The sequence below is a fragment of the Azospirillum canadense genome, from assembly GCF_025961225.1.
GTDB classification, from domain to species: domain Bacteria; phylum Pseudomonadota; class Alphaproteobacteria; order Azospirillales; family Azospirillaceae; genus Azospirillum; species Azospirillum canadense.
Window position 1 is genome coordinate 73,621 of sequence record NZ_JAOQNG010000001.1, and the last position, 25,670, is coordinate 99,290.

General features: G+C 69.2%; 23 protein-coding genes. 16 read left to right on the forward strand and 7 right to left on the reverse strand.

What is annotated here, in order from left to right; genetic code table 11:
- Positions 1 to 11 precede the first annotated feature (11 nt).
- The 8 genes from M2351_RS00315 (at position 12) to M2351_RS00350 (ending at position 9,527) form a co-directional block, all read left to right on the forward strand.
- Positions 12 to 464 (forward strand): cyclic nucleotide-binding domain-containing protein, encoded by a 453-nt coding sequence (locus M2351_RS00315; RefSeq protein ID WP_264654190.1) that lies wholly within the window; start codon positions 12 to 14, stop codon positions 462 to 464.
- A gap of 165 nt (positions 465 to 629) precedes the next feature.
- Positions 630 to 1,763, forward strand: a complete 1,134-nt coding sequence (locus M2351_RS00320; protein WP_264654191.1) for a glycosyltransferase family protein — start codon at positions 630 to 632, stop codon at positions 1,761 to 1,763.
- Between the two features lie 263 nt (positions 1,764 to 2,026).
- On the forward strand, positions 2,027 to 2,839 hold the full coding sequence (locus M2351_RS00325) for a polysaccharide deacetylase family protein (RefSeq protein WP_264654192.1): 813 nt from the start codon (positions 2,027 to 2,029) through the stop codon (positions 2,837 to 2,839).
- Positions 2,840 to 3,349: a hypothetical protein gene (locus M2351_RS00330; protein ID WP_264654193.1), complete on the forward strand. Its 510-nt coding sequence runs from the start codon at positions 2,840 to 2,842 to the stop codon at positions 3,347 to 3,349.
- Complete coding sequence (locus M2351_RS00335) at positions 3,346 to 5,256, forward strand: ABC transporter ATP-binding protein (RefSeq protein ID WP_264654194.1); 1,911 nt, start codon at positions 3,346 to 3,348, stop codon at positions 5,254 to 5,256. Before M2351_RS00330 ends, M2351_RS00335 begins: the two co-directional genes overlap by 4 nt.
- Positions 5,256 to 7,157, forward strand: coding sequence for an ABC transporter substrate-binding protein (locus M2351_RS00340; RefSeq protein ID WP_264654195.1), 1,902 nt, complete (start codon positions 5,256 to 5,258; stop codon positions 7,155 to 7,157). Before M2351_RS00335 ends, M2351_RS00340 begins: the two co-directional genes overlap by 1 nt.
- 193 nt (positions 7,158 to 7,350) lie before the next feature.
- Positions 7,351 to 8,349 (forward strand): ABC transporter permease, encoded by a 999-nt coding sequence (locus M2351_RS00345; RefSeq protein WP_264654196.1) that lies wholly within the window; start codon positions 7,351 to 7,353, stop codon positions 8,347 to 8,349.
- A complete protein-coding gene (locus tag M2351_RS00350; RefSeq protein WP_264654197.1) occupies positions 8,346 to 9,527 on the forward strand; it encodes an ABC transporter permease in 1,182 nt (393 codons plus the stop codon). The genes M2351_RS00345 and M2351_RS00350 overlap by 4 nt, the downstream gene beginning before the upstream one ends.
- Positions 9,528 to 9,542: 15 nt before the next feature.
- Here the strand turns inward: M2351_RS00350 and M2351_RS00355 are convergent, their stop codons facing one another.
- The gene (locus tag M2351_RS00355) at positions 9,543 to 10,571 is read right to left on the reverse strand and encodes a DUF882 domain-containing protein (RefSeq protein ID WP_264654198.1); all 1,029 of its coding nucleotides are present in this window, start codon (positions 10,569 to 10,571) and stop codon (positions 9,543 to 9,545) included.
- 164 nt (positions 10,572 to 10,735) lie between these two features.
- Positions 10,736 to 11,620, reverse strand: coding sequence for an MBL fold metallo-hydrolase (locus tag M2351_RS00360; protein ID WP_264654199.1), 885 nt, complete (start codon positions 11,618 to 11,620; stop codon positions 10,736 to 10,738).
- 301 nt (positions 11,621 to 11,921) lie between these two features.
- Here M2351_RS00360 and M2351_RS00365 point away from each other — a divergent pair, with 301 nt between their 5' ends.
- The gene (locus M2351_RS00365) at positions 11,922 to 12,698 is read left to right on the forward strand and encodes a hypothetical protein (RefSeq protein WP_264654200.1); all 777 of its coding nucleotides are present in this window, start codon (positions 11,922 to 11,924) and stop codon (positions 12,696 to 12,698) included.
- Here M2351_RS00365 and M2351_RS00370 read toward each other — a convergent pair.
- Both M2351_RS00370 and M2351_RS00375 read right to left on the reverse strand, forming a co-directional pair.
- Positions 12,680 to 13,369 carry a response regulator transcription factor gene (locus tag M2351_RS00370; RefSeq protein ID WP_264654201.1) on the reverse strand — a complete coding sequence of 230 codons (690 nt, stop codon included), beginning with the start codon at positions 13,367 to 13,369 and terminating at the stop codon, positions 12,680 to 12,682. The two genes, M2351_RS00365 and M2351_RS00370, sit on opposite strands and share 19 nt — an antisense overlap.
- A 63-nt stretch (positions 13,370 to 13,432) precedes the next feature.
- Positions 13,433 to 13,948, reverse strand: a complete 516-nt coding sequence (locus M2351_RS00375; RefSeq protein ID WP_264654202.1) for a glycosyl transferase — start codon at positions 13,946 to 13,948, stop codon at positions 13,433 to 13,435.
- 227 nt (positions 13,949 to 14,175) lie between these two features.
- Between M2351_RS00375 and ribA the strand changes: the two genes are divergently transcribed.
- From ribA to M2351_RS00390, 3 genes are all read left to right on the forward strand, one after another.
- Positions 14,176 to 15,321, forward strand: coding sequence for a GTP cyclohydrolase II (ribA, locus tag M2351_RS00380; RefSeq protein WP_264654203.1), 1,146 nt, complete (start codon positions 14,176 to 14,178; stop codon positions 15,319 to 15,321).
- Positions 15,322 to 15,602: 281 nt separating this feature from the next.
- Complete coding sequence (locus M2351_RS00385; RefSeq protein WP_264654204.1) at positions 15,603 to 16,646, forward strand: hypothetical protein; 1,044 nt, start codon at positions 15,603 to 15,605, stop codon at positions 16,644 to 16,646.
- A gap of 62 nt (positions 16,647 to 16,708) precedes the next feature.
- A complete protein-coding gene (locus tag M2351_RS00390; protein WP_264654205.1) occupies positions 16,709 to 17,224 on the forward strand; it encodes a L,D-transpeptidase family protein in 516 nt (171 codons plus the stop codon).
- 33 nt (positions 17,225 to 17,257) lie between these two features.
- Here the strand turns inward: M2351_RS00390 and M2351_RS00395 are convergent, their stop codons facing one another.
- A complete protein-coding gene (locus M2351_RS00395; RefSeq protein ID WP_264654206.1) occupies positions 17,258 to 17,986 on the reverse strand; it encodes a YggS family pyridoxal phosphate-dependent enzyme in 729 nt (242 codons plus the stop codon).
- A gap of 134 nt (positions 17,987 to 18,120) precedes the next feature.
- Here M2351_RS00395 and M2351_RS00400 point away from each other — a divergent pair, with 134 nt between their 5' ends.
- The gene (locus M2351_RS00400; RefSeq protein WP_264654207.1) at positions 18,121 to 18,690 is read left to right on the forward strand and encodes a hypothetical protein; all 570 of its coding nucleotides are present in this window, start codon (positions 18,121 to 18,123) and stop codon (positions 18,688 to 18,690) included.
- Positions 18,691 to 18,784: 94 nt separating this feature from the next.
- Here the strand turns inward: M2351_RS00400 and M2351_RS00405 are convergent, their stop codons facing one another.
- Positions 18,785 to 19,933: a porin gene (locus tag M2351_RS00405; RefSeq protein WP_264654208.1), complete on the reverse strand. Its 1,149-nt coding sequence runs from the start codon at positions 19,931 to 19,933 to the stop codon at positions 18,785 to 18,787.
- A 316-nt stretch (positions 19,934 to 20,249) separates the two neighbouring features.
- The gene (locus M2351_RS00410; protein WP_264654209.1) at positions 20,250 to 21,470 is read right to left on the reverse strand and encodes a porin; all 1,221 of its coding nucleotides are present in this window, start codon (positions 21,468 to 21,470) and stop codon (positions 20,250 to 20,252) included.
- A gap of 400 nt (positions 21,471 to 21,870) precedes the next feature.
- Between M2351_RS00410 and M2351_RS00415 the strand changes: the two genes are divergently transcribed.
- The 3 genes from M2351_RS00415 to lptE all read left to right on the forward strand — a co-directional run bounded on the left by M2351_RS00415 (position 21,871) and on the right by lptE (position 25,655).
- On the forward strand, positions 21,871 to 22,413 hold the full coding sequence (locus M2351_RS00415; RefSeq protein WP_209767811.1) for a DUF3576 domain-containing protein: 543 nt from the start codon (positions 21,871 to 21,873) through the stop codon (positions 22,411 to 22,413).
- A 103-nt stretch (positions 22,414 to 22,516) separates the two neighbouring features.
- Positions 22,517 to 25,087 (forward strand): leucine--tRNA ligase, encoded by a 2,571-nt coding sequence (gene leuS / locus M2351_RS00420; protein WP_264654210.1) that lies wholly within the window; start codon positions 22,517 to 22,519, stop codon positions 25,085 to 25,087.
- The gene (gene lptE / locus M2351_RS00425; protein WP_264654211.1) at positions 25,074 to 25,655 is read left to right on the forward strand and encodes an LPS assembly lipoprotein LptE; all 582 of its coding nucleotides are present in this window, start codon (positions 25,074 to 25,076) and stop codon (positions 25,653 to 25,655) included. The genes leuS and lptE overlap by 14 nt, the downstream gene beginning before the upstream one ends.
- Positions 25,656 to 25,670: the final 15 nt, after the last annotated feature.

Here is a 25,670-nt window from a genome sequence, read left to right on the forward strand (position 1 = left end):
AGACCGATGGCATGAGCATCGCCGAAGAAGTGGAATGCCTGCGGAGGATTCCGCTGTTCGCCAACATCGACACCTCCAAGCTGAAGCTGCTGGCCTTCACGAGCGAGCGGATGTCCTTCCGCGCCGGCGACGTGCTGTTCCACCAGGATGACACCGGCACCTGCGCTTACATCCTGATGAGCGGCGAGGCGGAGGTGATGGTCAACGGCCCCGGCGGCCCGGTTCCGGTCGCCACCCTGGCCTCCAACGAGATCGTCGGGGAGATCGCCATCCTCTGCGACGTGCCGCGCACCGCCACCGTCCGCGCCGCGACGGACCTGGAGACGCTGTGCGTGCCGAAGGACCACTTCTTCCAGCTGATCACCGAGTTCCCGCAGATGGGCCTGGAAATCATGCGCGTCCTGGCCCACCGCCTGGAACAGACCACACTGCGCCTGCGCGAGGTGCTGAGCGGGCAGAGGTAAAGCCCTTGCATTGGGCCTCCACCCTAACCCTCCCCCACTGACGCGGGGGAGGGAACTCCGCCGCCCGATGCCTAAAGCCCTCCCCCGTCGAAGATGGAGGAGGGTTGGGTGGGGGCCCAAAGCGACCACTTAAGTCGCCACCCACCCTCCACCACCCGGGTTCCCATGCGCGTCCTCTTCCACGTCCAGCATCTGCTCGGCATTGGGCACGACCGGCGCGCGGCGCTGATCGCGCGGGGGCTGTCAGCGGCCGGGATGGCGGTGACGGTGCTGCGCGGCGGGCATCCGGTGCCGGGCATCGACTACGGCCCGGCCGAGATCGTCCAGCTTCCCCCCGCCCGCGCCGCCGACGAGACATTCAAGACCCTGCTGGACGAGCATGACCGGCCCATCGACGAGGCGTGGCGCGCCCGGCGGCGCGCGGCGGTGCTGGAGGCGTTCGCACGCGTCCGGCCCGACGCGCTGCTGGTCGAGTCCTTCCCCTTCGGCCGCCGCGCCTTCCGGTTCGAGCTGCTGCCCCTTTTGGAAGCCGCACGCACCGCCGGCGTTGCCACCGCCTGTTCCGTCCGCGACATCCTGGTCACCAAGACCAACCCGGAGCGGCTGGAGGAGACCGTGTCCACGGTGGAGCGGCTGTTCGACCGCGTCCTCGTGCACGGCGACCCGGCGCTGATCCCCTTCGAGGCCACCTTCCCCGCAGCCGGGCGCATTGCCGACCGCATCCGCTACACCGGCTACGTCGCCGCCCCACTTTCCCCAGATGTCGAGTCGGCGGACGGCAAGGGCGAGGTGATCGTCTCGGTCGGTGGCGGAGCGGTCGGGCTGCCTCTGCTGCGGGCGGCACTGGGCGCCCGCGCGCTCGGTCCGCTGGCCGGCACCCCTTGGCGCCTGCTCGCCGGGCCGGACGTACCGGAGGACGCCTTCCGCGCCCTGTCCGCCGAAGCGCCGCCGGGCGTGGTCGTGGAGCGCGCGCGGCCGGACTTCCCTGCCCTGCTCCGCCGCTGCCGCCTGTCGATCAGCCAAGCCGGCTACAACACGGTACTGGACCTGCTGCAAGCCGGCTGCCGCGCCGTGGTCGTTCCCTTCGCCGCGGGCAGCGAGACCGAGCAAGCCACCCGCGCCCGCCTGCTGGAAGGCCGCGGCCGGCTGGTCGTCGTGGAGGAAGCGGGGCTCACCCCGCACACCCTTGCCGACGGCGTGGCGCGGGCGCTGGCCCTGCCCCCGCCCCCCGCTGTCCCCATCCGTCTGGACGGCGCCGCCACGATCGCCTGCCTGTTGACCGAAGCTGTGCGCCGATAGGGCCGGCATTCTTGTGGAGCAACTACTTTCACAGGGATTTCACGGATGTTTTTGATCGTGCGCAGGTCGCGCCCTGACTGATCAGCAATTGCTGAGCAAGCCAAAAAATCCGTGTCATCCGTGCTCAAATCCGTGAAATCCGTGTGAAAGTGGTTGCCCGACGAGAATCCTGCACGCCCACCGCTAAACCAATCGAGACGCTTGGATTTGTCACAGTCGCGCGCCATGCTGGGGTTCGACTCACGTCTCGGCAGGCCTTCGCGATGACGACCACCGCTCCTGTCCGCCCCAGGGTCGTCCCTCCGCGCGCCACATGGCACGATTTGGACGGGGAGCTGGACGCCTGGGCCGACTCCGGCCTCGCCGCCACCTTCTGGTGGCGCGACGACGACGCCGCCGCCACGACGCCCGCGCTGGCGCGGATGGCCGGCTTGTCCCAGTCCATGGCTGTGCCATTGGCGCTGGCGGTCGTCCCGGCGGAGGCCCACACGGACCTCGCCGCCACCCTGGACCGTCACCCCACCGTCACCGTGCTCCAGCACGGATGGTCGCACGTCAACCACGCGGCACCGCCCGCCAAGAAGTGCGAGTTGGGTCTCGACCGTCCCGCCGACGCCGTGCTGGCGGAGTTGGCCGAAGGGCGGCGGCGGCTGGAGCGGCTGTTCGGGCCGCGCGCCCTGCCCGCCCTGGTGCCGCCCTGGAACCGCATCGCGCCGGAGGTCGCCGGACGGCTGGCGGAGGTCGGCATCCGCGGCCTGTCCACCTTCGGACCGCGCCACTTGACACACCCCAACGTCGCTTGTGTCAACACGCACGTCGATCCCATCGCCTGGAAGGATGGAAAGCGTTTCCTGGGCGAAGCGGATTCGCTGGGCATGGCCGTGGCGCACCTGCGGGCGCGGCGCAGCGGCGCTGTTGACACAACAGAGCCCACCGGGCTGTTGACGCACCATCTGGTCATGGACGACGAAACATGGGCGTTCACAGAGCGTTTGCTGTCCAAGGTCCGGCATCACCCGGCAGCCCGCTGGCTGCCGGCCGACACCCTGTTCGGGGCCGAGAAGGGAGCCCATTGAATGGCCGAGACGCTGCGCTATCCCCCCAACGTCCTGTTGGGCGACTACGCCCGGGCGGTGGCGGGGCTGGCCCTGACGGCGCTGCCGCTGGCGCTCCTCCAGGTCACGCCCTGGATCGCCGGGCCGCTGGCGCTCTGCGCGCTGCTGTTCGCGGTCTTCGCCGCGCGCACTGCCCAGCGCCAGATGACCCGCGTCCGCATGGACGAGGACGCCTTGCATGCCGAGGGGCCGCTGGGTGCGGTGATCCGCTGGGACGAGCTGTCGGACCTGCGGCTGCGCTACTACGCCACCAAGCGCGGCCGTGACGACGGCTGGATGCAGGCAACCCTGATCGGTCGGGGCGGCAAGATAAGGATCGACTCCAACCTCGACGGCTTCGACGCGGTGATCGAGCGCGCGGTCGCCGCGGTGCGCGCCAACGGCCTGCGGCTGAGCCGGGTCACCATCGACAACCTGCTGGCACTGGGCATAACACCACCTGAGCTGTTGCCTGAGGAAAACGCATCATGAGCCGCACGCTGCTGCGCGTGGAGGACCTGAAGGTCGATTTCCATGTTCCGGGCGGCCTGGTCAACGCGGTGCGCGGCGTCTCCTTTCGCGTGAAGGCGGGCAGCACGGTGGCGCTGGTCGGCGAGTCGGGATCCGGCAAGTCGGTGGCCGCGCAGTCAATCCTGCGCATCCTGCCCCGCTCCGCCGCCATCACCGGCGGGCGCATCCTGTTCGATGACGGGATGGTCAACGAGGGCGTCGGCCCGGTCGACATCGCCGGCCTGAAGGCCGACGGCACGACGATGCGCGCCCTGCGCGGCGGCCGCATCTCCATCATCTTTCAGGAGCCGATGACCTCCCTGTCGCCGCTGCACACCATCGGCGACCAGGTGGGCGAGGCCGTGCAGCTGCACCAGCGCGTCACGGCCAAGCAGGCGCGGGCGCTGGCGGAGGATATGCTGCGCCGGGTGCGCTTCCCCGACCCTCGCCGAGCGCTCGACACCTACCCGTTCGAGCTGTCGGGCGGCCTGCGCCAGCGCGCGATGATCGCCATGGCGCTGGTTTGCCGCCCCGCCCTGCTGATCGCCGACGAACCGACCACCGCGCTGGACGTCACCATCCAGGCGCAGATCCTGAAGCTGATCAAGGATCTCCAGGCCGAGCTGGGCATGGCCGTGCTGCTGATCACCCACGACCTGGGCGTCGTCGCCAACCTCGCGGAGGAGGTGGTGGTCATGCACCGCGGCCGGGTCATGGAATCCGGCACGCGGGAGGACATCTTCGCCGACCCCCGCCATCCTTACCTGAAGGCGCTGCTGAACGCGGTGCCGCGCTTCGACATGGCGCCCGGCGAGCGGCTGATGCCGATCCGCTCCATCTCTATTGGGGACACCTCCACCGGCGGCAGCCTGCTGGAGAAGGACCACCAGCCCTGGGCGCCCGCCGCCGACGAGGCCGGGCCGCTGCTGGCGGTGGACGGCATCTGCAAGCGCTACGGCGCGCGCAAGTCCGGCTGGTTCGGCGCCAAGGCCGGGGCCGGCGTGCTGGCGGTGGACGACGTCAGCTTCGCCATCAAGCGCGGCGAATGCGTCGGGCTGGTCGGCGAGTCGGGCTGCGGCAAGACCACCCTGTCGAAGATCCTGATGCGCGCGCTGACGCCGGACCACGGCACCGTGCGGTTCAACGACCACGGCCGGATCGTCGACGTGCTGGGGCTGGAGGGCGACGCCCTGACGGCCTTCCGGCGCAAGGTGCAGTTCGTCTTCCAGGACCCCTACGGCTCCCTGAACCCGCGCATGCCCGTCTACGACATCATCGAAGAGCCGCTGGTCATCCACGGCATCGGCGACGAGGCGGAGCGCAAGGCCCGCGTGAAGGAGTTGATGGGGCTGGTCGGGCTGGACGTCCGGCACCTGCGCCGCTACCCGCACAGCTTCTCCGGCGGGCAGCGCCAGCGCATCGGCATCGCCCGCGCGCTGGCCCTGCGGCCGGAGCTTCTGCTGCTGGACGAGCCGGTGTCGGCGCTGGACGTGTCGATCCAGGCGCAGGTGCTGAACCTGCTGAAGGACCTGAAGGAGCGGCTGGGCCTGACCTACCTGTTCGTCAGCCACAACCTGGCGGTGGTGGACTACATGGCCGACCGCATCCTGGTCATGTGCCGCGGCCGGATCGTCGAGTCGGCCCCGCGCGAGGCGCTGTTCCGCAACCCGGTCCACCCCTACACCCGCGCCCTGCTGGCCGCCGTGCCGGAACCGGACCCCAGCCGCCCGCTGTCCCTGACCGACCTGGAGGAGGGCCGCGCCTCCGACCCCGCGCGCTGGCCAGCGCCCTTCACCATCGACGAGGCGCACCAGCCGCACCTGGTCGACCTCGGCAACGGCCACTGCGTGCGCGCCGACGCCTCGGTGCGGGTGAAGGAGGTGGCGTGATGAAGGTCCCCGCCCTCGCCTTCCTGGCGCCGGCCCTCTTCCTACTGGCGGCCTTCACCAGCATCGAGCCGCCGATCCTGGAGAACGCGGTCGGGTCCGGCACGCTGCCGCCGGTCGAGAAGCGCCTGCCGGAAAACCCCTCCGTCGTGGCCATGGACTGGCCCTGGCAGAAGCCGGGGCGGCATGGCGGCGACCTGAACATGCTGATGGCGCGGGTCAAGGACACCCGGCTGATCTACGTCTACGGCTACGCCCGGCTGGTCGCGCTGACGCCCGACCTGAAGATCGTCCCGGACATCCTGGAATCGATCGACGAGACGGACAGCCGCGTCTTCACCTTCCACCTGCGCCGCGGCCACCGCTGGTCGGACGGCCAGCCCTTCACCACCGAGGACTTCCGCTACTGGTGGGAGGACATGGCGACCAACTCCAAGCGCTACCCCGGCGGGCCGCCGGCGGAGATGTTGGTGTCGGGCGAGAAGCCGAAGGTGGAGATCCTGGACGAGGTCACCGTCCGCTATTCCTGGAGCCGCCCGAACCCCTTCTTCCTGCCCATGCTGGCCGGGGCGAAGCCGGTCGAGATCTACGCGCCGGCCCATTACCTGAAGCAGTTCCACCCCCGCTACACCGACGAGGCCACGCTGAAGCAGCGGGTGGAGGAGGCGCACCAGAAGAGCTGGCAGCAGCTGCACAACCGCAAGGACAACCTGACGGAGTTCGACAACCCCGACCTGCCCACGCTCCAGCCCTGGGTGCCGGTCACCGCCCCACCGGCGGAGCGGTTCGTCTTCGTGCGCAATCCTTACTTCCACCGCGTGGACGCGGCTGGCCGGCAGCTGCCCTACATCGACCGCGTCATCATGACCGTCGCGGATTCCAAGATCATCCCGGCCAAGACCGGCGCGGGCGAAAGCGATCTCCAGGCGCGCTACCTGCGGTTCGACAACTACACCTTCCTGACGCAAGGGGCGAAGCGCAACGACTATCGGGTGAAGCTGTGGCGCACCGGCATCGGGGCGCAGATGGCGCTGTTCCCGAACCTGACCTGCAACGACCCGGTCTGGCGCGCGTTGAACCGCGACGTCCGCTACCGCCGCGCCCTGTCGCTGGCCATCGACCGGGAGGAGTTGAACCAGGTCATCTACTACGGCCTCGCCACCCCGTCGAACAACACGCTGCTGGAGGCCTCTCCCCTGTGGAAGGCCGACTACCGCGACCGCTGGGCCAACTACGACGTGCGCGAGGCCAACCGGCTGCTGGATGCGGTCGGCCTGACCAAGCGCGACGTGAACGGCGTGCGCCAGCTGCCCGACGGCCGCCCGCTGGAGATCGTCGTGGAATCGGCCGGCGAGAGCACGGAGGAGACCGACGCGCTGGAGCTGATTGCCGACAGCTGGCGGCGCATCGGGGCGCGGCTGTACATCCGCACCTCGCAGCTGGACGTGTTCCGCAACCGCATCTTCGCGGGTGAGACCTGCATGTCCATCGCGCGCGGCCTGGACGACGCCATCGCCACCGCGGACATGAGCCCGGCGGAGATGGTCCCCGTGGACCAAGCCAAGTACCAGTGGCCGAAATGGGGCCAGTACCACCAGACCATGGGCAAGGACGGCGAGGCGCCCGACCTGCCCGCGGGGAAGGAGCTGCTGGACGCCTACCGCGCTTGGCGCGACGCCACGGAGGAGGAAGGCCGCGCCGCGGCCTGGGAACGCATCCTGACCATCAACGCCGACCAGGTCTTCACCATCGGCACCGTCGCCGGCGTGCCCCAGCCGGTGGTTGCGCGGCAATCCCTGCGCAACCTGCCCGCCGAGGGCCTGTTCAATTACGATCCCGGCGCGCATTTCGGCATGTACCGGCCGGACACCTTCTGGTTCGAGGCGAAGGAGAACGGCGGGTGATGAGGGCGCATGCGTTCATACCCTCTCCCTTCCGGGGAGAGGGAAGGGTGAGGGGGCAATCCCTCTCCCCTCTGGGGAGAGGGTGGCCCGAAGGGCCGGGTGAGGGGGTTCACGGGGGACCGGAGGCGCAGGCGATGCGAGACCCCCTCACCCCGACCCTCTCCCCGGGGGGGAGAGGGAGAAAGGACGCGCCATGCTGGGCTATGTGATTCGCCGCATCCTGATCATGATCCCGACGCTGCTGGCGATCAGCGCGATCACCTTCGTGATCATCCAGCTGCCGCCCGGCGACTATCTGACCTCCATGGTCAACGAGATGCAGAGCCGGGGCGAGAGCATGGACCAGGGCCGGCTCGCCATGCTGCGCGAGACCTACGGGCTCGACCGCCCGATGATCGAGCAGTACGCGCTGTGGGTGGCCGGCATGCTGCGCGGCGACTTCGGCTATTCCTTCGAATACAACATGCCGGTGTCCGACGTGGTGGGCGACCGGCTGGTGCTGACCGCGGTGATCTCGGTCGCCACGATCATCTTCATCTGGGGCGTATCCTTCCCGATCGGCATCTATTCCGCCACACACCAGTACAGCCTGGGCGACTACACCCTGACGCTGCTGGGCTTCCTGGGGCTGGCCGTGCCGAACTTCCTGCTGGCGCTGGTGCTGCTGTATTTCGCCAACGTGTGGTTCGGCACGTCCATCGGCGGGCTGATGGATCCCCACTATCTCGGCCAGCCCTGGAGCGTGCCCAAGGCCATGAGCGTGCTGGAGCACATGTGGATCCCGGTCATGGTCATCGGCACGTCGGGCACCGCCGCCATGATCCGCCGCCTGCGCGCCAACCTGCTGGACGAGCTGCACAAGCCCTACGTCGTCACGGCGCGGGCCAAGGGCCTGCCGCCCGGCCGGGCGTTGTGGAAATACCCGCTGCGCGTGGCGCTGAACCCCTTCATCTCCGACATCGGCAACCTGCTGCCGCACATCGTGTCCGGCGCCGCGGTGGTGTCGGTGGTGATGTCGCTGCCCACCACGGGGCCGATGCTGCTGCAGGCGCTGCGCAGCCAGGACATGTACCTGGCCGGGTCCTTCCTGATGTTCCTGGCCGTGCTGACGGTGGTGGGCGTGTTCCTGTCCGACCTGGCGCTGGCCGCGCTCGATCCACGCATCCGCCTGGGCGGAGGGAGCCGGCGATGACCGACACCACAGACGACCGGGTGGCAACCGACCGCCTGCCCCACCGGGTGGACACCGCCCCCTGGGATCCGGAGGAGGTGGAGCACCTGTCGCCGGAGCAGGAGCGCTTCACCACCGCGTCCCAGTGGTGGATGGTCTGGTGGAAGCTGCGACGCCACCGGCTGGCGGTGATCTCCGGCGTGATCCTGCTTCTGCTCTACGCCTCCACGCTGGTCAGCGAGGTGCTGGCGCCCTACGCGGTGGACAGCCGTCATTCCCGCTTCATCCACGCCCCGCCGCAGGCGGTGCACCTGTTCCACGAGGGCCAGTTCGTCGGGCCCTTCGTCTACGGCTACCACTACAACCTGGACCTGGAGACGCTGCGGCGCGAATACACGCCCGACCCGGCCAAGGTGCAGCCGATCCGCTTCGTCTGCCGCGGCGATCCTTACCAGTTCTGGGGGCTGGTGGAGACCGACTGGCACCTCGCCTGCCCGGCCGAGGGCGGGACGCTGTTCCTGCTGGGCACCGACCGGCTGGGCCGCGACCTGCTGTCGCGCATGATCTACGGCACCCGCATCTCGCTGACCATCGGCCTGATCGGCATCACGGTCAGCTTCGTGCTGGGCATCACCATCGGCGGCATCGCCGGCTATTACGGCGGCTGGGTGGACAACCTGATCCAGCGCCTGATCGAGATCATCCGCTCCTTCCCGGAGCTGCCCTTGTGGATGGCGCTGTCCGCCGCCCTGCCCGTCACCTGGAACCCGATCTTCGTCTATTTCGGGATCACGGTGATCCTGGGCCTGCTGGAATGGACCGGCCTCGCCCGCGCCGTGCGGTCGAAGCTGCTGGCGCTGCGCGAGGAGGACTTCACCACCGCCGCCCAGCTGATGGGCGCCAAACCGTCCCGCATCATCGGGCGTCACCTGCTGCCGAGCTTCATGAGCCACCTGATCGCGTCCGCGACCCTGGCCATCCCCGGCATGATCCTGGGTGAGACCGCCCTGTCCTTCCTGGGCCTTGGCCTGCGCCCGCCGATCACCAGCTGGGGCGTGCTGCTGACCGAGGCGCAAAACATCAACGTGGTGGCGCTTTACCCCTGGCTGATGCTGCCGGTGGTCCCGGTGATCGTTACCGTGCTGAGCTTCAACTTCCTCGGCGACGGCTTGCGCGACGCGGCAGACCCGTATCGGTGATGCTGGAAGCCCTGATCAGGGCTTCCGCTTCGCCACGGCCAGGATCGGCGCCGGCTGGTCCTTGAGTTGGGCGAGCACGTAGCGGACGCGGGCCAGGTCGGGTTCGGCCTTGCTGCCCGGAGCGGCGCGCGCGGCCACGATGTTGACCGAAGCCGGGGCCGGCTTGCGGGGCGCGGGGGCCTGGGCCGCAACGGTGACCGGGGCTGCGGCCGGGGCGGGCGCCGGGACGGGGTCGGCCTCCGCAACCGAGTCCACCAGCTTGTCCAGATCGGCCTGGGCGACCTGCGTCTCCCGCGCGGCGGGGGCCGGGGGCGGGGCGACGGCCGGGACTGGGGCAGGGGCCGGCTGCGGAGTCTCGACCTTGGCAACCTCGACCACCGGTGGGAGGGCCGGCGGCAGGGCCGGCGCGGTCTTCGAGGCCGGCGGCTTGTAGGGGGTGTTGACCCGCGCCTCCAGGATGGCCGGGGGCAGGCGCTGTTCGCCGCCCTTCGGAACCCAGGTGCGGAAAGGGCCGGTGTCCACATGGACGTGGCCGGTGTGGGCGTAGAGCGCGTAGCCGCCGCGCTGCATGGCCGCTGCTTCGTCGGCCAGCCCGCGGGGGGCGACGCCGGGCATGTAGATGTCCGCCGCCTGGGCGCGCATGTGGTAGCTGTGCTCGGCCACGTTCCCGTTGCTGCGGGCCAGCGCGGCGTTGGTCGCCTGCGACCGGAAGCCGGAGGTCAGGTAGATCGGCGTGTCGGCCGGCGCGCCGCAGCGCTGCCGCAGTTCCACCAGCATGTCCACCAGCGCCGGATCGACGGGGATGGTTTCCCCCGTGCGGCGGTCGCGGAACAGGGCCGAGATCTGCTGCATGGCCGCGCGATCGTAGCCGTCCGGGCGCCAATAGGTCACGCTGACCGCCTCGCCGCTGGCGGGATGGTAGAGCGTGATCGATCGCTGGTCGCCGGCGAGCGTCACCTGGGGAGCCGGAGTGGAGGCGCAGCCGGCAAGACAACCGCCAGCAAGCAGGCCAAGCACGGAAAGCCGCAGAAAAGACCGCATCATTCTCCCCAGAGTTCCCCCTGCGGTTGCATGCGGTCTTGAATACCATAATTGTCACACGATGCAGCAGTGACAAGTCACCGCGCGACTGTGCGAATTGCTTGTTTGTGGCGGAAAAACATCACTGCCGAGCGTCATACGACCTTGACGCGCGACGACGGTACCGGTCAGGGCGACAGCACCATGCCTTCGCGGGCGACCAGGGTGCCGGGGCGGGCGGCCTCGGCAGCGGCGGCGATGACGTCCAGCTCATCGTCCGTGCGCTTGGGGTCGTGGTGGAAGATCACCGCGCGGCCGACCCCCGCGGCGTCGGCGACGCGCAGTGCCTCCTGCCAGGTCGAATGGCCCCAGCCGGCATGGGCCGGGTATTCCGCGTCGGTGTAGGTGCTGTCGTAGATCAGCAGGTCGGCGCCGCGCGCCAGCTCCACCACCGCCGCGTCGCGCCCCTCCGCCGGATGTTCCGTGTCGGTGACGTAGCAGAGGCTGCGGCCGGCGAACTCCACACGGTAGCCGGTCGCCCCATCGGGGTGGTTCAGCCGGCCGGTGCGCACGGCGACGCCGGGCTTCGGGTGCAGCGTGTCGCCGGCGACGAAGTCGTGGAAGCTGCAATCGGCCCGGAAGATCTCCACCGGCACCGGGAACAGCGGCGACGCCATCATGCATTGCAGGACGGAGCGGATGGTCCGCCCAGGTTCCAGGTGGCCGGCGCTGATGCGCAGTTTGCTGCCGGCGTGGAAGGCCGGCGCGAAGAAGGGCAGGCCGCAGATGTGGTCCAGGTGGCTGTGCGTCAGCAGCAGGTCGATGTCGGTGGCACCCTGGCGCACCAGCACCTCGCCAAGCGGCCGGATGCCGGTGCCGGCGTCCAGGATCAGCAGGGCACCGCCGCAGCGCACCTCGATGCAAGGGGTGTTGCCGCCGTAGCGGAGCGTGTCCGGGCCGGGGGATGCGATGCTGCCGCGGACGCCCCAGAAGCGCGCCGTAAAATCCGGGTGGGTGGAGTCCCGCGCCGCAGAAGGCCGGGCGGCGGTGTCGGACACGATGTGGGCCGTCATGGTACCACCAATTTGGCGGGGTGGGCGGCCCAAGTCGAGTGAAAAGGATAATTGCGCCCACGGACATTTTGTGAACGGTTAATCGAAGACCTCGGGAGTGCCGGGGGCGTCGTCTCTCGCGTTTTTCATGGCCGGCTAACGCCATGGGCGAACCACATCGGGGACAATAAACCCGAAAAGCTACAATCGAAGGAGGTTCACCACCGACGACATGTGGAGGTGCCGAATCCGATCGGATGTGGTAGACAGAAGCTCTCGCGCCGACCGGCGCGATGACCCGCCTCCGGACCCCGATCGACGGATGGATCCTGACAAGCTCGCCAAAGTTCTCGCCATGGCCGAGTCGGACCACCAGGGCGAGGCGCTGTCCGCCTTGCGGGCAGCCCGCATCATGCTGTCGCGGGCCGGGATGTCCTTCCGCGATCTGGCCCGTGGTGCCGCCGGTCCGGCCCCGGCCGCCGCAACGGCCGCATCCGCCGCGACGTCCTCGGCACCCCCCGACCGGCCGCCGCCGCCCGACCAGCTGGTCCAGGGCCTGCGCCGGCAGGTGCGCGACCTGGAACTGGAGATCGCCGGGCTGAAGCGGCAGCTGGAGAAGTCCAGCGGCGACACGGAGCGGCACCGGGAAGAGGCCGACCGCTGGCGCACGCTGGCCCGCGAGACGGCGGAGAAGCTCTGGGATCTCGGCAAGGCGCTTGAGCGCAAGCACAGCCGCCACACCAGCGCCGACAAGCGCCGCGCGATCCTCGACCAATTGCAGGACCCGGGCAGCGCCCTTCTGGCCGACCACGAGATCGCGCGCCGGGTCGGCACTTCGCCGAAGCTGGTGGCGCATTGGCGTCGGCGGCTGGCCATCGTCGGGCGGAAGATCCGGCTGTTGCCGGTGGTGCCGCGCGGGCGCGGCCTGTGGGGCAGCGGTCCCGGGCGGCACGGCCAAGTGGCGAAACCCGGAGGCGCCCTGCACGGCCCGCGGCGGCGCTGGATGGGCTATCCGGTCGCGGTCACCATCTCGGATCGCGCGGGCTCCGATCGCTCAGGATTGGACCGTGTGGGCGACCGTCACGGAACCAGACGGTAGCCGCCGGGCTCGGTCACCAGGATTTCGGCGTTGGACGGGTCGCGCTCGATCTTCTGGCGCAGGCGGTAGACGTGCGTTTCCAGCGTGTGGGTGGTGACCGCGGCGTTGTAGCCCCAAACCTCGCCCAGCAGAGTCTCGCGCCCGACCACCGCGTCGCCGGCCCGGTACAGGTATTTCAGGATCGCCGTTTCCTTCTCGGTCAGGCGGATCTTGCGGTTCTTGCCTTCCTCCAGCAGCAGCTTGGCCGCCGGGCGGAAGCTGTAGGGGCCGATGGCGAAGACCGCGTCCTCCGTCTGCTCGAACACGCGCAGCTGCGCGCGCAGCCGGGCCAGCAGCACGCCCATGCGGAAGGGCTTGCTGACATAGTCGCTGGCCCCGGAATCGAGCCCCAGGATGGTGTCGGCGTCCGACGCGGCGGCGGTCAGCATGATCACCGGGCAGCGCACGCCCTCGCGCCGCAGCAGGCGGCACAGGTCGCGCCCGTCCATGTCGGGCAGCCCGACGTCGAGCAGGATGGCGGAGAAGCTCCCCTCCCGCGCAACGGCCAGCGCGGACGCGCCGTCGCCGGCCTCCACCGTGTCGAATTCCTCCAGGAGCTGGAGCTGTTCGGCGAGGGATTGCCTCAGGGCGACGTCGTCGTCGACGAGGAGGATGCGTTTCGCAAGCGTCATGCGGAGGTGTTCACCGTTGGCTCGGGCCGGACCTTACCACGGGGTCCGCGCGCTTGTCTTCGCTCACGCGTCGAGCAGCGCGGCCAGCCGCCGGGCACCATCGCCATCGGGCGAAACCACGGTGACGGACTCGCCCGGCAGGCCGAGCGCGGCCACCTCCGTCGCGACGGCGGGGGAGGGCACCAGGACGCGGCGCATCAGCGCCAGCGCGCCCTGCTCCAGGTTGCGCAGGGCCGTCGCCTCATCCGCCGTCAAGCCGGGATCGCGCCACAGCGGCCGCTCCACCAGCGCGACGAACCGCAGGCGGCGGCTGTCCGCGGCGATGCCGCCGGCCAAGCCGGGCAGGGCGAGCCCGTCCACCAGCACCCAGGCTCCGTCCGGCAGGCGGGTCAGGGCGATGTCCGCGGCCAGGATGGCGGACTGGTCCACGCGGGGGTAGGGGCCGGGCAGGGCGGTCTGGGCGACACGCCAGTCTCCGGCCGCCAGCGCGTCGACGAGGGTCTGGCCGTAGGTGCCGGCGGGCCGGCCAGCCAATGACGGATCCGGCGACAGGTGGTGCAGGACCGGACGATCCGGCATGGCGAGCGCTTCCTTCAAGACAGGTCGGGCGGCATCATAGCGCGGCCCGGGATCGGCTGCACAGGGCGGCATTCACCCCGCCTCCGGCGCTCGTTGCGCGTTCAGCAACGGTGTTGCGCGCGGGATTCGCTGGACAGGGGTGCGCCTCCTGCGCTTTGCTTCCGCCGCAACCGAGCCTATGTCTCGGTTTTTCGCCCCGCTCCAGCGCGTCTCAAGCGAAGTCCCCCATGCAGGCCGAACTGACCACCGAACCCGCCCTTCCCATCGACGAAGCCGCCATGCGCGCGGTCGACCGGGCGCTGGCCGCGATGCGCCGGGGTGAGGTCGTCGCCATCGAGACGGCCGACGGCTCCGTCGGCGCCGCCGTCTCCGTGGAATCCGTGGCGATCGACGCGGTGGACCGCTTGAAACGGCTGACCGGCGGCACGCCGCTGCTGGCCGTCACGCGGCGCCGGGCCACCGTGCTGAAGCTGATGGAGGAGGGGACGGGCGTCGTCGCTCTGTCGCTGCCCCGCTGCCTGACCGCGGACGAGGCGCACGCGCTGGCCGACCCGGAGCACACACCCTACGGCGCCCTGCCCGCCGGCCTGACCGCCGCAGCGGTGGAGCCCGGATCGCGCGAGGCGGCGGCGGTCGACCTCGCCCGGCTGGCGCGGCTGCTGCCCGCCGCCGTGGTCGCGCACGCCGCGGCAGAACCGCGCGGCTCCGCCGCGGACTGGGCCGCCGAGCATGACCTGCTTCTGGTGCGCGCCCGCGACATCGCAGACTACCGCATCCACGTCGTGCGCACCCTGCGCAAGGTGGCGGAGGCCCGCGTGCCGCTGTCCGGTGCGGAGAACACGCGCATCGTCGCCTTCCGCCCGATCGACGGCGGGCCGGAGCATCTGGCCATCATCATCGGCAACCCGGCCCCGGACCAGCCGGTGCTGGCCCGCCTGCATTCGGAATGCTTCACCGGCGACCTGCTGGGCTCCCTTCGCTGCGACTGCGGGGAGCAGCTGCGCGGCGCCATCGCGGAGATCGCGCGGCAGGGCAGCGGCGTTCTGCTGTACTTGGCGCAGGAGGGGCGGGGCATCGGGCTGGTCAACAAGCTGCGCGCCTACCGCATTCAGGACCGCGGCTTCGACACGGTCGACGCCAACGAGATCCTGGGCTTCGAGGCCGACGAGCGCGTCTACCTGCCGGCGGCGGAGATGCTGCGCCAGCTGGGCTTCGCCGGCGTGCGGCTGATGACCAACAACCCGGAGAAGCTGCGCCAGCTCGCCCGCTGCGGCATCGAGGTGGTGGAGCGCGTCCCGCACATCTTCCCGGCCAACGGCCACAACGAAGGCTATCTGCGCACCAAGGCCGAGCGCAGCGGGCACATGTTCTAAAGCGAACGTCCGTTCGCTTTAGATTCACATGGCCTCATTCACCGGCCGGGCTTCGGCCGCATGGGCGGCCGGGCCCGCCGTCGCGGTCCAAAGCGGATCGCAATCCGCTTTAAGGCAATCCTTCGACTCTCCATGGGGTAGGAATGAACCGGCACCCGGCAGCCTTTGCCGGGCCGGCAGCGGATTCCCCACGATCGGCCGGGAATCCGCAGCGGAACAGCCCATAATCCTGGCACGCCGGTTGCTTACCCGGTGATGGACTCAGTGCCGGGAGACCGACCATGGCCATCGACGCCACGACCATCGACACCGCCGCCGCGGCCCCCGGGGCCGTCGCGCGTGCGGTGCCGCGCGAGCGGCCGCCGTCCCCCGTCATCAGCGACGGCCACAACGGCCGCGGGGTCGAGATCCGCGGGGAGATGTCCTTCGACGACTTCCTGGACGTCATCAACCCGCTTCAGCACCTCCCCATCATCAGCAACATCTACCGCGAGCTGACCGGCGACACGATCAAGACCTCCTCGAAGGTGATCGGCGGCATCCTGTATGGCGGCGTGGTCGGCGGCATGGCCTCCATCGCCAACGCGGTGGTGGAGGAAGCCCAGGGCAAGGATCTCGGCGACCAGATCATGGCCTCGCTCGGCTTCGGCGGCGATGCCCCCGCTCTGGGCACCGCCACGGAGGTCGCGGCGAAGCCGGAGGACACCGCCGTCGCCGGCGCGCTGGCAGCGGTCCAGGGATCCTCCGCTGCGGCGGCCGCCCAGCCGACCGGGTCGGACCGGCCGGTCCGCCTGAACGCCAGCGCAACGCCGCCGGCGGCGGCCCATCCCATGGGCGCGGCGAGCGCCGCAGCGCTCGGGCTCCAGGCGGGTGCCCAAGCCGGGACCCAGGCGGCCGGTGCCCAGCGCCTGGCCGGCGGAACGCCGCGCGACGCTCTCGGCGGAGCGCCGGGGCCCTCGCGCATGCCGACGCGCGACACCCCGCTCGCCAACTCCATGATGGCCAAGCACGCGGCACCCCGCTTCGCGGCGCCCATGCCCGGCTCCACCCTGGCCAACGCCCAATCCGCGCCGCTCCAGGCCGGCCGGACACAAGCCGGGAAGGACGGCGCGAAGGCGCAGGGCGCCGACACGGCCGGCGCAGCGGACAGCAGCGCCCCGAACCCCGCCCTGAAGCTGGAGGTGCAGGACGGCGCATCCCCCAACGCCATGACACCGGTGTCGCCGGACATGCTGTCGGAGACGATGATGCGCAACCTCGCCAAGTACGAGCAGAGCCGCCGCGCCGCCCAGTCCGCCGCGCCGAGCCTGCGCGTGTCGAGCTGACGGGACGCTATCCGGCGTTTTCGGGTTGATCAGGGCGAACGGGACGGGTGGGCGAGCGCGCCATGGACATCATCGTGCATCCGGATGGCCGGCTGAACGAAGGCCGGCTGGTGTGGCCGGGCGGATCCTTCCGTTGCGCGCTGGGGCGCGGCGGGGTAAGGGCCGACAAGCGGGAAGGGGATGGGGCCACACCCGTCGGCCGCTATCCCCTGCGCCGCGTGCTGTGGCGCGCCGACCGGCTGCCGCGGCCGGAGACGGGCCTGCCAACTTCTCCCATCGCGCCGGACGACGGCTGGTGCGACGCCCCCGCGGACCCCGCCTACAATCGGCCGGTCAAGCGCCCCTTCGCGGCCAGCCACGAGGAGTTGTGGCGCGCCGACGGCGTCTATGACGTGATCGTGGTGATGGGCCACAACGACGACCCGGTGGTGCCGGGGCAGGGCAGCGCCGTCTTCATGCACGTCGCCCGCCCGGACTGGGAACCGACTGCCGGCTGCGTCGCGCTGCACCTGCCGGATCTGCTGCGCCTGCTGAAGGACTGCGGGCCGGACACGTCACTGACGGTGCTGGCAGGGTGAACGAACGCCGTTGCGGGCAACGGCGTTCAACACTCACCCCGCCGCCGGATACGGCCGCGCCCCGAAGATCGCCGTACCGACGCGCACGTGGGTGGCCCCGAAGCGGATGGCCGTCTCGAAGTCGCCGCTCATCCCCATGCTGACCTCGGCCAAGCCGGCGCGGCGGGCCATGTCGGCCAGCAGGGCGAAGTGCATGGCCGGTTCGTCGTCCACGGGCGGGATGCACATCAGCCCGGTCACCGGCAGGTTCCAGGTCTCGCGGCAGGCCGCCAGGAAGCCCTCCACCTCGCCCGGGGCGATTCCGGCCTTCTGCGGCTCCTCCCCGGTGTTGACCTCGATCAGACAGCGCGGGCGGCGGCCGGTCTTCGCCATGGCGTCGGCCAGGGCTTCCGCCAGCTTCGGTCGGTCCAGCGTCTGGATGACGTCGAACAGGAGCACGGCCTCCTTCGCCTTGTTGGTCTGCAGGGGGCCGATCAGGTGCAGCTCCAGGTCCGGGAAACGCTCGCGCAGGGCAGGGAACTTGCCCTTGGCCTCCTGCACGCGGTTCTCGCCGAAGACGCGCTGGCCGGCCGCCAGGGCCTCCTCCACCGCGTCGGCCGGGTGGGTCTTGGAGACGGCGACCAGCGTCACCGACCCGGCCGGGCGGCTGGCGGCGGCGCAGGTGTCGGCGATGGACCGGCGGACCGCCTCCAGCCGGGCGGTCACGGTGTCGCCGGCCAGATTTGCGCTGGATTGTGAAGCGATGCTGTGCGGTTCGTTCATGGCAGCCCTCCCGGTCTTCGGCCACGTCTTTGGCCCTGGCCGGCGCTTTTGCCGACGCGCGTCAGTGTACAGGGACCGGACGGCGTGGTAACGGACAGACCCATGAAACGCAAGCACCCCGAGGAGAACACGGCATGCGTGGTTGGATGCGCTGGATGAATCCGACGGCAATGGTTTTGTCGGCTCTTGTACTGGCCTCCGGCACTTTGGCCGCCGGCGGCGCCTCTGCACAGAACAGCGGCAAGCCTGCGGCGCCGACGGCCCCGCAGGCTGCCCCACAAGCTGGCCAGGCGACTCCGCCCGCCGCCTCGGGCACGCCCAAGACGATGGCCGGGTCCCCGCTGACCCAGGTGCCCTTCGACGAGCAGCCCTTCCCGCTGATGGACGACGGCACCTACAAGAATTTCCTGGCCAAGGTCGCCACCGACGTCGGCCGCCGCTGCGGCAAGCAGGAAAGCTACGGCTGGGAGTTCCGCAAGGGCGACCAGCAGAAGATGGACCACATCTTCCAGAGCACCATGGACAATTTCGGCAAGACCGGCTGGTCGGTCGGCCAAGCGAAGTCGAAGTCCGTGGCCGACCCGGAGACGGCGGTCTACACAGCCGACAAGGACAAGCGCCGCATCCTGCTGGTCTGGGTTCCCATGGCCGACGCCGCCATGCTGCTGCTGTGCGAGACGGAAGTGGCCGTTCCGAAGAAGTAGGATAGGGCGGCACTTTCAACAGGGCCACACACACACGAAAACGGCGGCGGACCCTGGTCCGCCGCCGTTTCTCTTTGACCGTCCGCCGGTGCGCTTAGAACGCGAAGCGGGTGTCCAGCATGATGATGTGGGCGCGGTCGTCGGGATTCACGCCACCGTTCTGCGCCGTCGTCAGCTTGGAGTCGAGGTCCAGGTAGCTGTACTCCAGGCCCGTGGTCAGGCCGGGCGCGATGGTGTAGGTCACGCCGGCCTGGTACAGGTTGGCCTTGACCGGGGCGACGAAGCCGGTGTTCGGGCTGGTGCCGTTGGAGCGCGAATACTGGTAGTCGACGGCGAACACAAGCGGGCCGGTGGTGTACTGGGCGCCGGCGATCCAGACGTCCTGCTTCTCCTTGACGGTCAGCGACTTGTCGTAACCGCTGTCGCCGCTGTAGGCGTAGCTGCCGCCGACCTTGAAGCCGCCGTAGCCGACGTTGGCGCCGACATGGACCGAGCTGAGGTTCTCGAAGCTGGTGGCGCCCAGGCTCTGCGTCTTGCCGAACTGGTAGAAGGCGCTCGCCTCGACCGAGAAGTCGCCGAACTCGTTCTTGTACAGGCCGCCAAGCTCCACGACGTCCTGGAAGTTGCCGTTGTTCTTGATGCGGTTGACCGACTGGTTCACGTCACCGGTCTGCGGCATGTAGGAGATGCCGCCCTGGAAGCCGGCGATGACCGGGGTCAGGTACAGGATCTTGGTGCCGGTGTCGCCGGAGACGAAGGTGCGGAAGTTGTTCGTCGTCGTCGGCAGCAGGGCGTAGGTGGGCGAGCCGTTCAGGAAATAGACGGTGTTGTTGTCCGGGCCGCCGGCGATGCCTTCGACGTTCGGGCCGATGATGCCGAACTCGTCCGACAGGCCGTTGACCACACCGGCCTGGATCGTGCCGAAGGTGGTGTTGGCGAACAGGAAGGCGCGGTCGGCGGTGACTCCGGTGCCGGTGACGGGCGAGCCGTTGCCGGTGCGCAGGCGGATGCGGCCGCCGTATTCCATGCCGTTGTCGGCGGTGGCCTTCGGCGTGATGTTCAGGCGGAAGCGGTTCTGGAATTCGGTCGAGCGGAGACCGGTGTCACGGTCCTGGTTCACATAGCCGACCTGGAAGAACGCGTCGCCACCGATGACCACGTCGAACTTGGACTGGGCCGACGCCGTGCCACAGCCGGCGGCGAGGGCAAGAGCGGCGCAGCCGATGACGAGAGAACGCTTCATGGATGTTCCATCCTTCTGACAGGCGACCCCGAGAGGGGTTGAACGGTTGTGCTTCCCAACCGCGAGTTAACTCCCAGTCTCGATGGCCGGCAAGCCGGTTTCCACACCCGTAAGTGTCCTCGTGATACACCGTGGCAATTTAAGCACACGCCTAAATACCTGTTATTCAATGATAATTCGTGTCTGCTGCAAATATAGAACATCTCGCGCCCAGGGATTAGGCGATCCGCACAAAGCTTGTGCAACTTTTTGCGCACAAAAAAAGAGCGGTGGCCGAAGCCACCGCTCTCCTTTTTCCGTCGCGAACGACCTTGGCTTAGAACGCCAGGACCGAGCGGACGAGGACGACGTGACCCTTGTCGTCCGGCGAACCGGAAGCGGCAGTGGCGGTCTTGTCGCTCTTGGCGTCGAAGTAGTCGTACTGAGCCTGCAGGGTCAGGCCCGGGGCGACGGTGTAGCCGGCGCCGACTTCGTAGACGTTCAGGTGACGGCTGCCCGGCAGGGTGGTCGAGCCGGCGTCAGCACCGAACTTGTAGTTGAAGCCGACGACGATCGGGCCGGTGGTGTACTGAACGCCAGCGGTCCAGTTGCGGGTGTCCTCGGTGAAGTTGCCGAGGATCTTGTTCTGGCCCGACTTGCCGTAGTCGGTGTAGCTGCCGCCGACGGAGAAGCCGGCGTAGCCGACCTGCGCGCCAACCTGCCAGGCGTTCAGGTCCTCGTAACGGTCGCCAGCGACGCCGCGGCCCAGGGCATCACCCCAGAAGTAGCCGGCGCTGCCCTTGACGGTGAAACCGGCGAAGGTGTTGCTGTAGTTCGCACCAACTTCGATCATGTCCTGGAAGTTCGCCGTGGCGGCGGCGGTCGCCGTCGTCGCGATCTTCAGGCGGTCAACGTCCTGGTTGACCGAGTCGTTGCGCGGGGTGTAGCTGGCGCCGAGCTGCAGGCCGGCGAAGCGCGGCGAGAAGTAAACGATCTTCGTCGCGTTGCCTTCCATGGCCAGCGACGGCCACACGATCGAGTTGCCGGTGACGGTCGGGGCAATGCCGCCGTTGACGTCGGCGCCCGAGTACGGGACAGCGCCGCCACCCAGCTGCGCACCGGCGGTGCCCGGCGCGCCACCGATCCAGTTGACGACGCGGTCAACGAGGGCCAGCGGCAGGTAGTCGGTCGGCGTCGAGATGTAGGTCTCGTCGTTGAACGAGTTGGTCACACCGAGGCGGACCTGACCGAACGCGCCCTGCGCGAAGATGTAGGCGCGGTCGCCGGACACGTTCGTGTTGGCGCCGGCGGCGCGGATACGGACGCGGCCGCCGTACTCGAGGCCGTTGTCAGCCTTGGCGGTCGGGATGATGTTGACGCGGAAGCGGTTCTGGAACTCCGTGGAGCGCAGGCCCGAATCCTTGTCCTGGCTCACGTAGCCAGCCTCGAAGTAGGCGTCGCCGCCGACCTTGACCTCGAACTTGGCCTGGGCGTTGGCCGCGCCGGCACCCATCGCCAGAGCAACGGCGGCGCAGCCCGCCAGCAGATACCGATTCATGATTGTTGCCTCCATCCTGGCAGCAGAATTTTCAGCCGGATTAACTTCCTGGCTGGGAATGTCGTACGCAGAAGGCGGGACGCCAGCAAGCCGGAAATCGACAAAATGCTGCTTTGATGGAACAGTGTGTCGAACGGAGCACACTTCAGAAAGGCGGCAGTGCTCGTCCGCCGCGGGCAAGCGACAATTGGCGGGCATCGGTTGCGGAGACTGGATGACATTCGCCGCCGCCCGTCCGCACCGGCCGGAAATGCGGGGGAAAGGCAGCCCCGGCGCGCCCGCGCGACGCCGGCGACCCGCATCGCCTGTTGCGCGTTGGCGGTCTTTTATGGTCTTTTCACCGGCACCCGCCGCACTCTCGTGCGCGGTACCTCAATTTTATTGACCCAGGTTCCCGACCATGCGCCGTTCCCGTGCCCTCCGCCTTGCCCCCGTCGTGATCGCGGCGTCGCTCGCCGTGGCCGGCTGCTCCAGCTGGGGCGGCAAGACGGAAACGCTCGACGACCAGATGAAGAACAAGGAGTACAAGTTCGGCAGCCTGCTGGGCACCGACGGCGGCTTCAACCTGTTCGGCAAGAACAAGCGCAACGGCAGCGACCAGGGCGACCCGAACGGCATCGGCGTCAACAGCTTCCTGTGGCGCGCCTCGCTCGACACGCTGTCCTTCATGCCGATCGTCTCGGCCGATCCCTTCGGCGGCGTGATCCTGACCGACTGGTACTCCCCGCCGGACGCGCCGAACGAGCGCTTCAAGGTGAACCTGTACATCATGGACCGCCAGCTGCGCGCCGACGGCGTGCGGGTGTCGGTGTTCAAGCAGCAGCGCACCGGCAACGACTGGCGCGAGGCGCCGGTGGAACCGGGGACTTCCGGCACGCTGGAGGACGCGGTCCTCACCCGGGCCCGGCAGCTGCGCGTCACCCAGAGCGCCTCGGCGCGCTGATCCGGGTGACATCGCTGGGGACAGCGTCGGCGCCGCCTTTCGGACGGCCGCCGACGCCTTACCTTTAGTGCCTTCGACACACACCAGAACGGCGTCTGCGGTCATGTCGCGTTACAATGTCAAGGAAACCGAGGCGAAGTGGCAGGGCGTGTGGGAGCAGCAGGGCTGCTTCACCGCGCGCGAGGACGCCGCTCGCGAGAAGTATTACGTGCTGGAGATGTTCCCCTACCCGTCGGGGCGCATCCACATGGGGCACGTCCGCAACTACACCATCGGCGACGTGATCGCGCGCTACAAGCGCGCGCGGGGCTTCAACGTCCTGCACCCGATGGGCTGGGACGCCTTCGGCCTGCCGGCGGAGAACGCCGCGCTGGAGAAGAAGACCCACCCCGCCAAGTGGACGCGCGAGAACATCGCGACCATGCGCGGCCAGTTGAAGACGATGGGCCTGTCCATCGACTGGAGCCGCGAGATCGCCACCTGCGACGTGGAGTATTACCGCCACGAGCAGAAGATGTTCCTGGATTTCCTGAAGGAAGGCCTGGCCTACCGCAAGGAGTCCTGGGTCAACTGGGATCCGGTGGACAACACCGTGCTGGCCAACGAGCAGGTGATCGACGGCCGCGGCTGGCGCACCGGCGCACTGGTGGAAAAGCGCAAGCTGTCCCAATGGTTCCTGAAGATCACCGCCTTCGCGGAGGAGCTGCTGCAGGGGCTGGACACGCTGGACCGCTGGCCGGATCGCGTCCGCCTGATGCAGGAGAACTGGATCGGCAAGTCCACCGGCGTGCGCTTCCGCTTCGACATACGCGGCCGCGACGATAAGCTGGAGGTCTTCACGACCCGCCCGGACACGCTGTTCGGCGCGTCCTTCGCCGCCATCTCTCCGAACCACCCGCTGGCCGCCGAGCTTGCCGCGAGCAACCCCGCCCTGGCGGAGTTCATCGCCGAGTGCAACCGGCTGGGCACCAGCGAGGAGGCGATCGAGACCGCGGAGAAGCGGGGCTTTGACACCGGCCTGAAGGTCGTGCACCCCTTCGACCCGGCCTGGGAGCTGCCGGTCTTTGTGGCCAACTTCGTGCTGATGGAATACGGCACCGGCGCCATCTTCGGCTGCCCGGCGCACGACCAGCGCGACCTGGACTTCGCCCGCAAGTACGGCCTGCCGGTCATCCCGGTGGTCGTGCCCGCGGACGCCGACCCGGCCACCTTCACCGTCGGGGACGAGGCCTATACTGGCCCCGGCCTGCTGCGCAACTCGCGCTTCCTGGACGGCATGGAGGTCGAGCCCGCCAAGCAGGAGGTCGGCAAACGCCTGGAGGAGATGGGGAAGGGCGAGCGCACCACCCAGTACCGCCTGCGCGACTGGGGCGTGTCCCGCCAGCGTTACTGGGGCTGCCCGATCCCGGTCATCCATTGCGAGAGCTGCGGCATCGTCCCGGTGCCGGCGCAGAACCTGCCGGTCGTGCTGCCCGACGACGTGACCTTCGACAAGCCCGGCAACCCGCTGGACCACCACCCGACCTGGAAGCACACGACCTGCCCGACCTGCGGCAAGCCGGCCGTGCGCGAGACCGACACCTTCGACACCTTCATCGAGTCGAGCTGGTACTTCGCCCGCTTCTGCTCGCCGCAGGTCGAGGACGCGGCCTTCACGCGGGAGGCGGTGGACTATTGGCTGGCGGTCGACCAGTACATCGGCGGCATCGAGCACGCCGTGCTGCACCTGCTCTACTCCCGCTTCTGGACGCGGGCGCTGAAGCAGTGTGGCTACCTGAACGTGGAGGAGCCCTTCGCCGGCCTCTTCACCCAGGGCATGGTCAACCACGAAACCTACAAGGACGCGGCGACCGGCGCCTGGCTGGCCCCGACCGACATCCAGAAGAACGACCTCGGCGACTACATCCGCACCGACAACAACGGCGCGGTGACCGTCGGCCGCGTCGAGAAGATGTCGAAGTCCAAGAAGAACGTGGTGGACCCGGCCCACATCATCGGCACCTACGGCGCCGACGCCGCCCGCCTGTTCATGCTGTCCGACAGCCCGCCGGAACGCGACCTGGAGTGGACCGAGGCCGGCATCGACGGCGCCTGGCGCTACATCAACCGCCTGTGGCGCATGATCACGGAGGCTCCGGTGGACCTGCCGCCGGCCGGCTCGCCCAAGCCGGGCGCGCTGAGCGGCAAGGCCGAGGCAACCCGCCGCCTGGTCCACAAGACCATCGCTGGCGTGTCGGAGGACCTGGAGAAGTTCCGCTTCAACAAGGCCGTGGCCCGCGTGCGCGAGCTGTCCAACGCCCTGGCGGAGCTGGACGGCAAGGGTGAGGGCGAGGCCTGGGTCCTGCGTGAGGGGTTCGAGGCCATCGTCCGCCTGGTCGGTCCGATGATGCCGCACCTGGGCGAGGAGCTTTGGGCCCAGCTGGGCCACGCCACGCTGTTGGTGAACCAGCCCTGGCCGCAGGCCGACGCGGCGCTGGTGGTGGAGGACTCGGTCACCGTCGCGGTGCAGGTCAACGGCAAGCTGCGCGCCACGCTGGAGCTGCCGCGCGACATGGCCAAGGACGCTGCGGAGCAAACCGCGCTGGCCGACCCGAACGTCCAACGCGCCCTGGAGGGCAAGCCCGTGCGCAAGGTCATCGTCGTGCCGAACCGGGTGATCAATGTCGTCGTCTAAGCCGGCCCACCCGCCCATTGGCCCGCGCGGGCAGACGCGGCGGTGGCTGCTGGCCCTCGCCGTGCTGGCGCCCGTCGCCCTGGGCACCGCCGCCTGCGGCTTCCAGCCGCTGTACGGCGGTCGGGGTGCTGCGAACGTCAGCGCGAAGCTGCAGGAGGTCGACATCGGGATGATCTCCGACCAGTACGGCCAGAAGCTCCGCAACCTGCTGATCGATCGCTTCTACAAGGACGGCCGGCCGGCGCAATCGCAATACCGCTTGCTGACCAGCCTGACCGCGTCGGAGCAGAAGCTGGCCCTGCAGAAGGACGCCACGGCGGTCCGCGCGCAGCTGGTCGTCAGCGCGCCGTACCAGCTGGTGGACACCAACACCGGCAAAGTCGTCCTGTCGTCCAGCTCCCGCTCCTTCGTCAGCTACAACGTGCTGGAGCAGCAGTACGCCGGCCTCGTCACGGTTGAGAATGCCTACGACCGCGCGCTGCTGGAAATCTCCAACGACATCACCGCGCGCGTCGCGATGTACCTGAACCGGCCGCAGGAAGCGACGGCCGGTGATGCCAAGCCGTAACGGCGTGACCGCGCC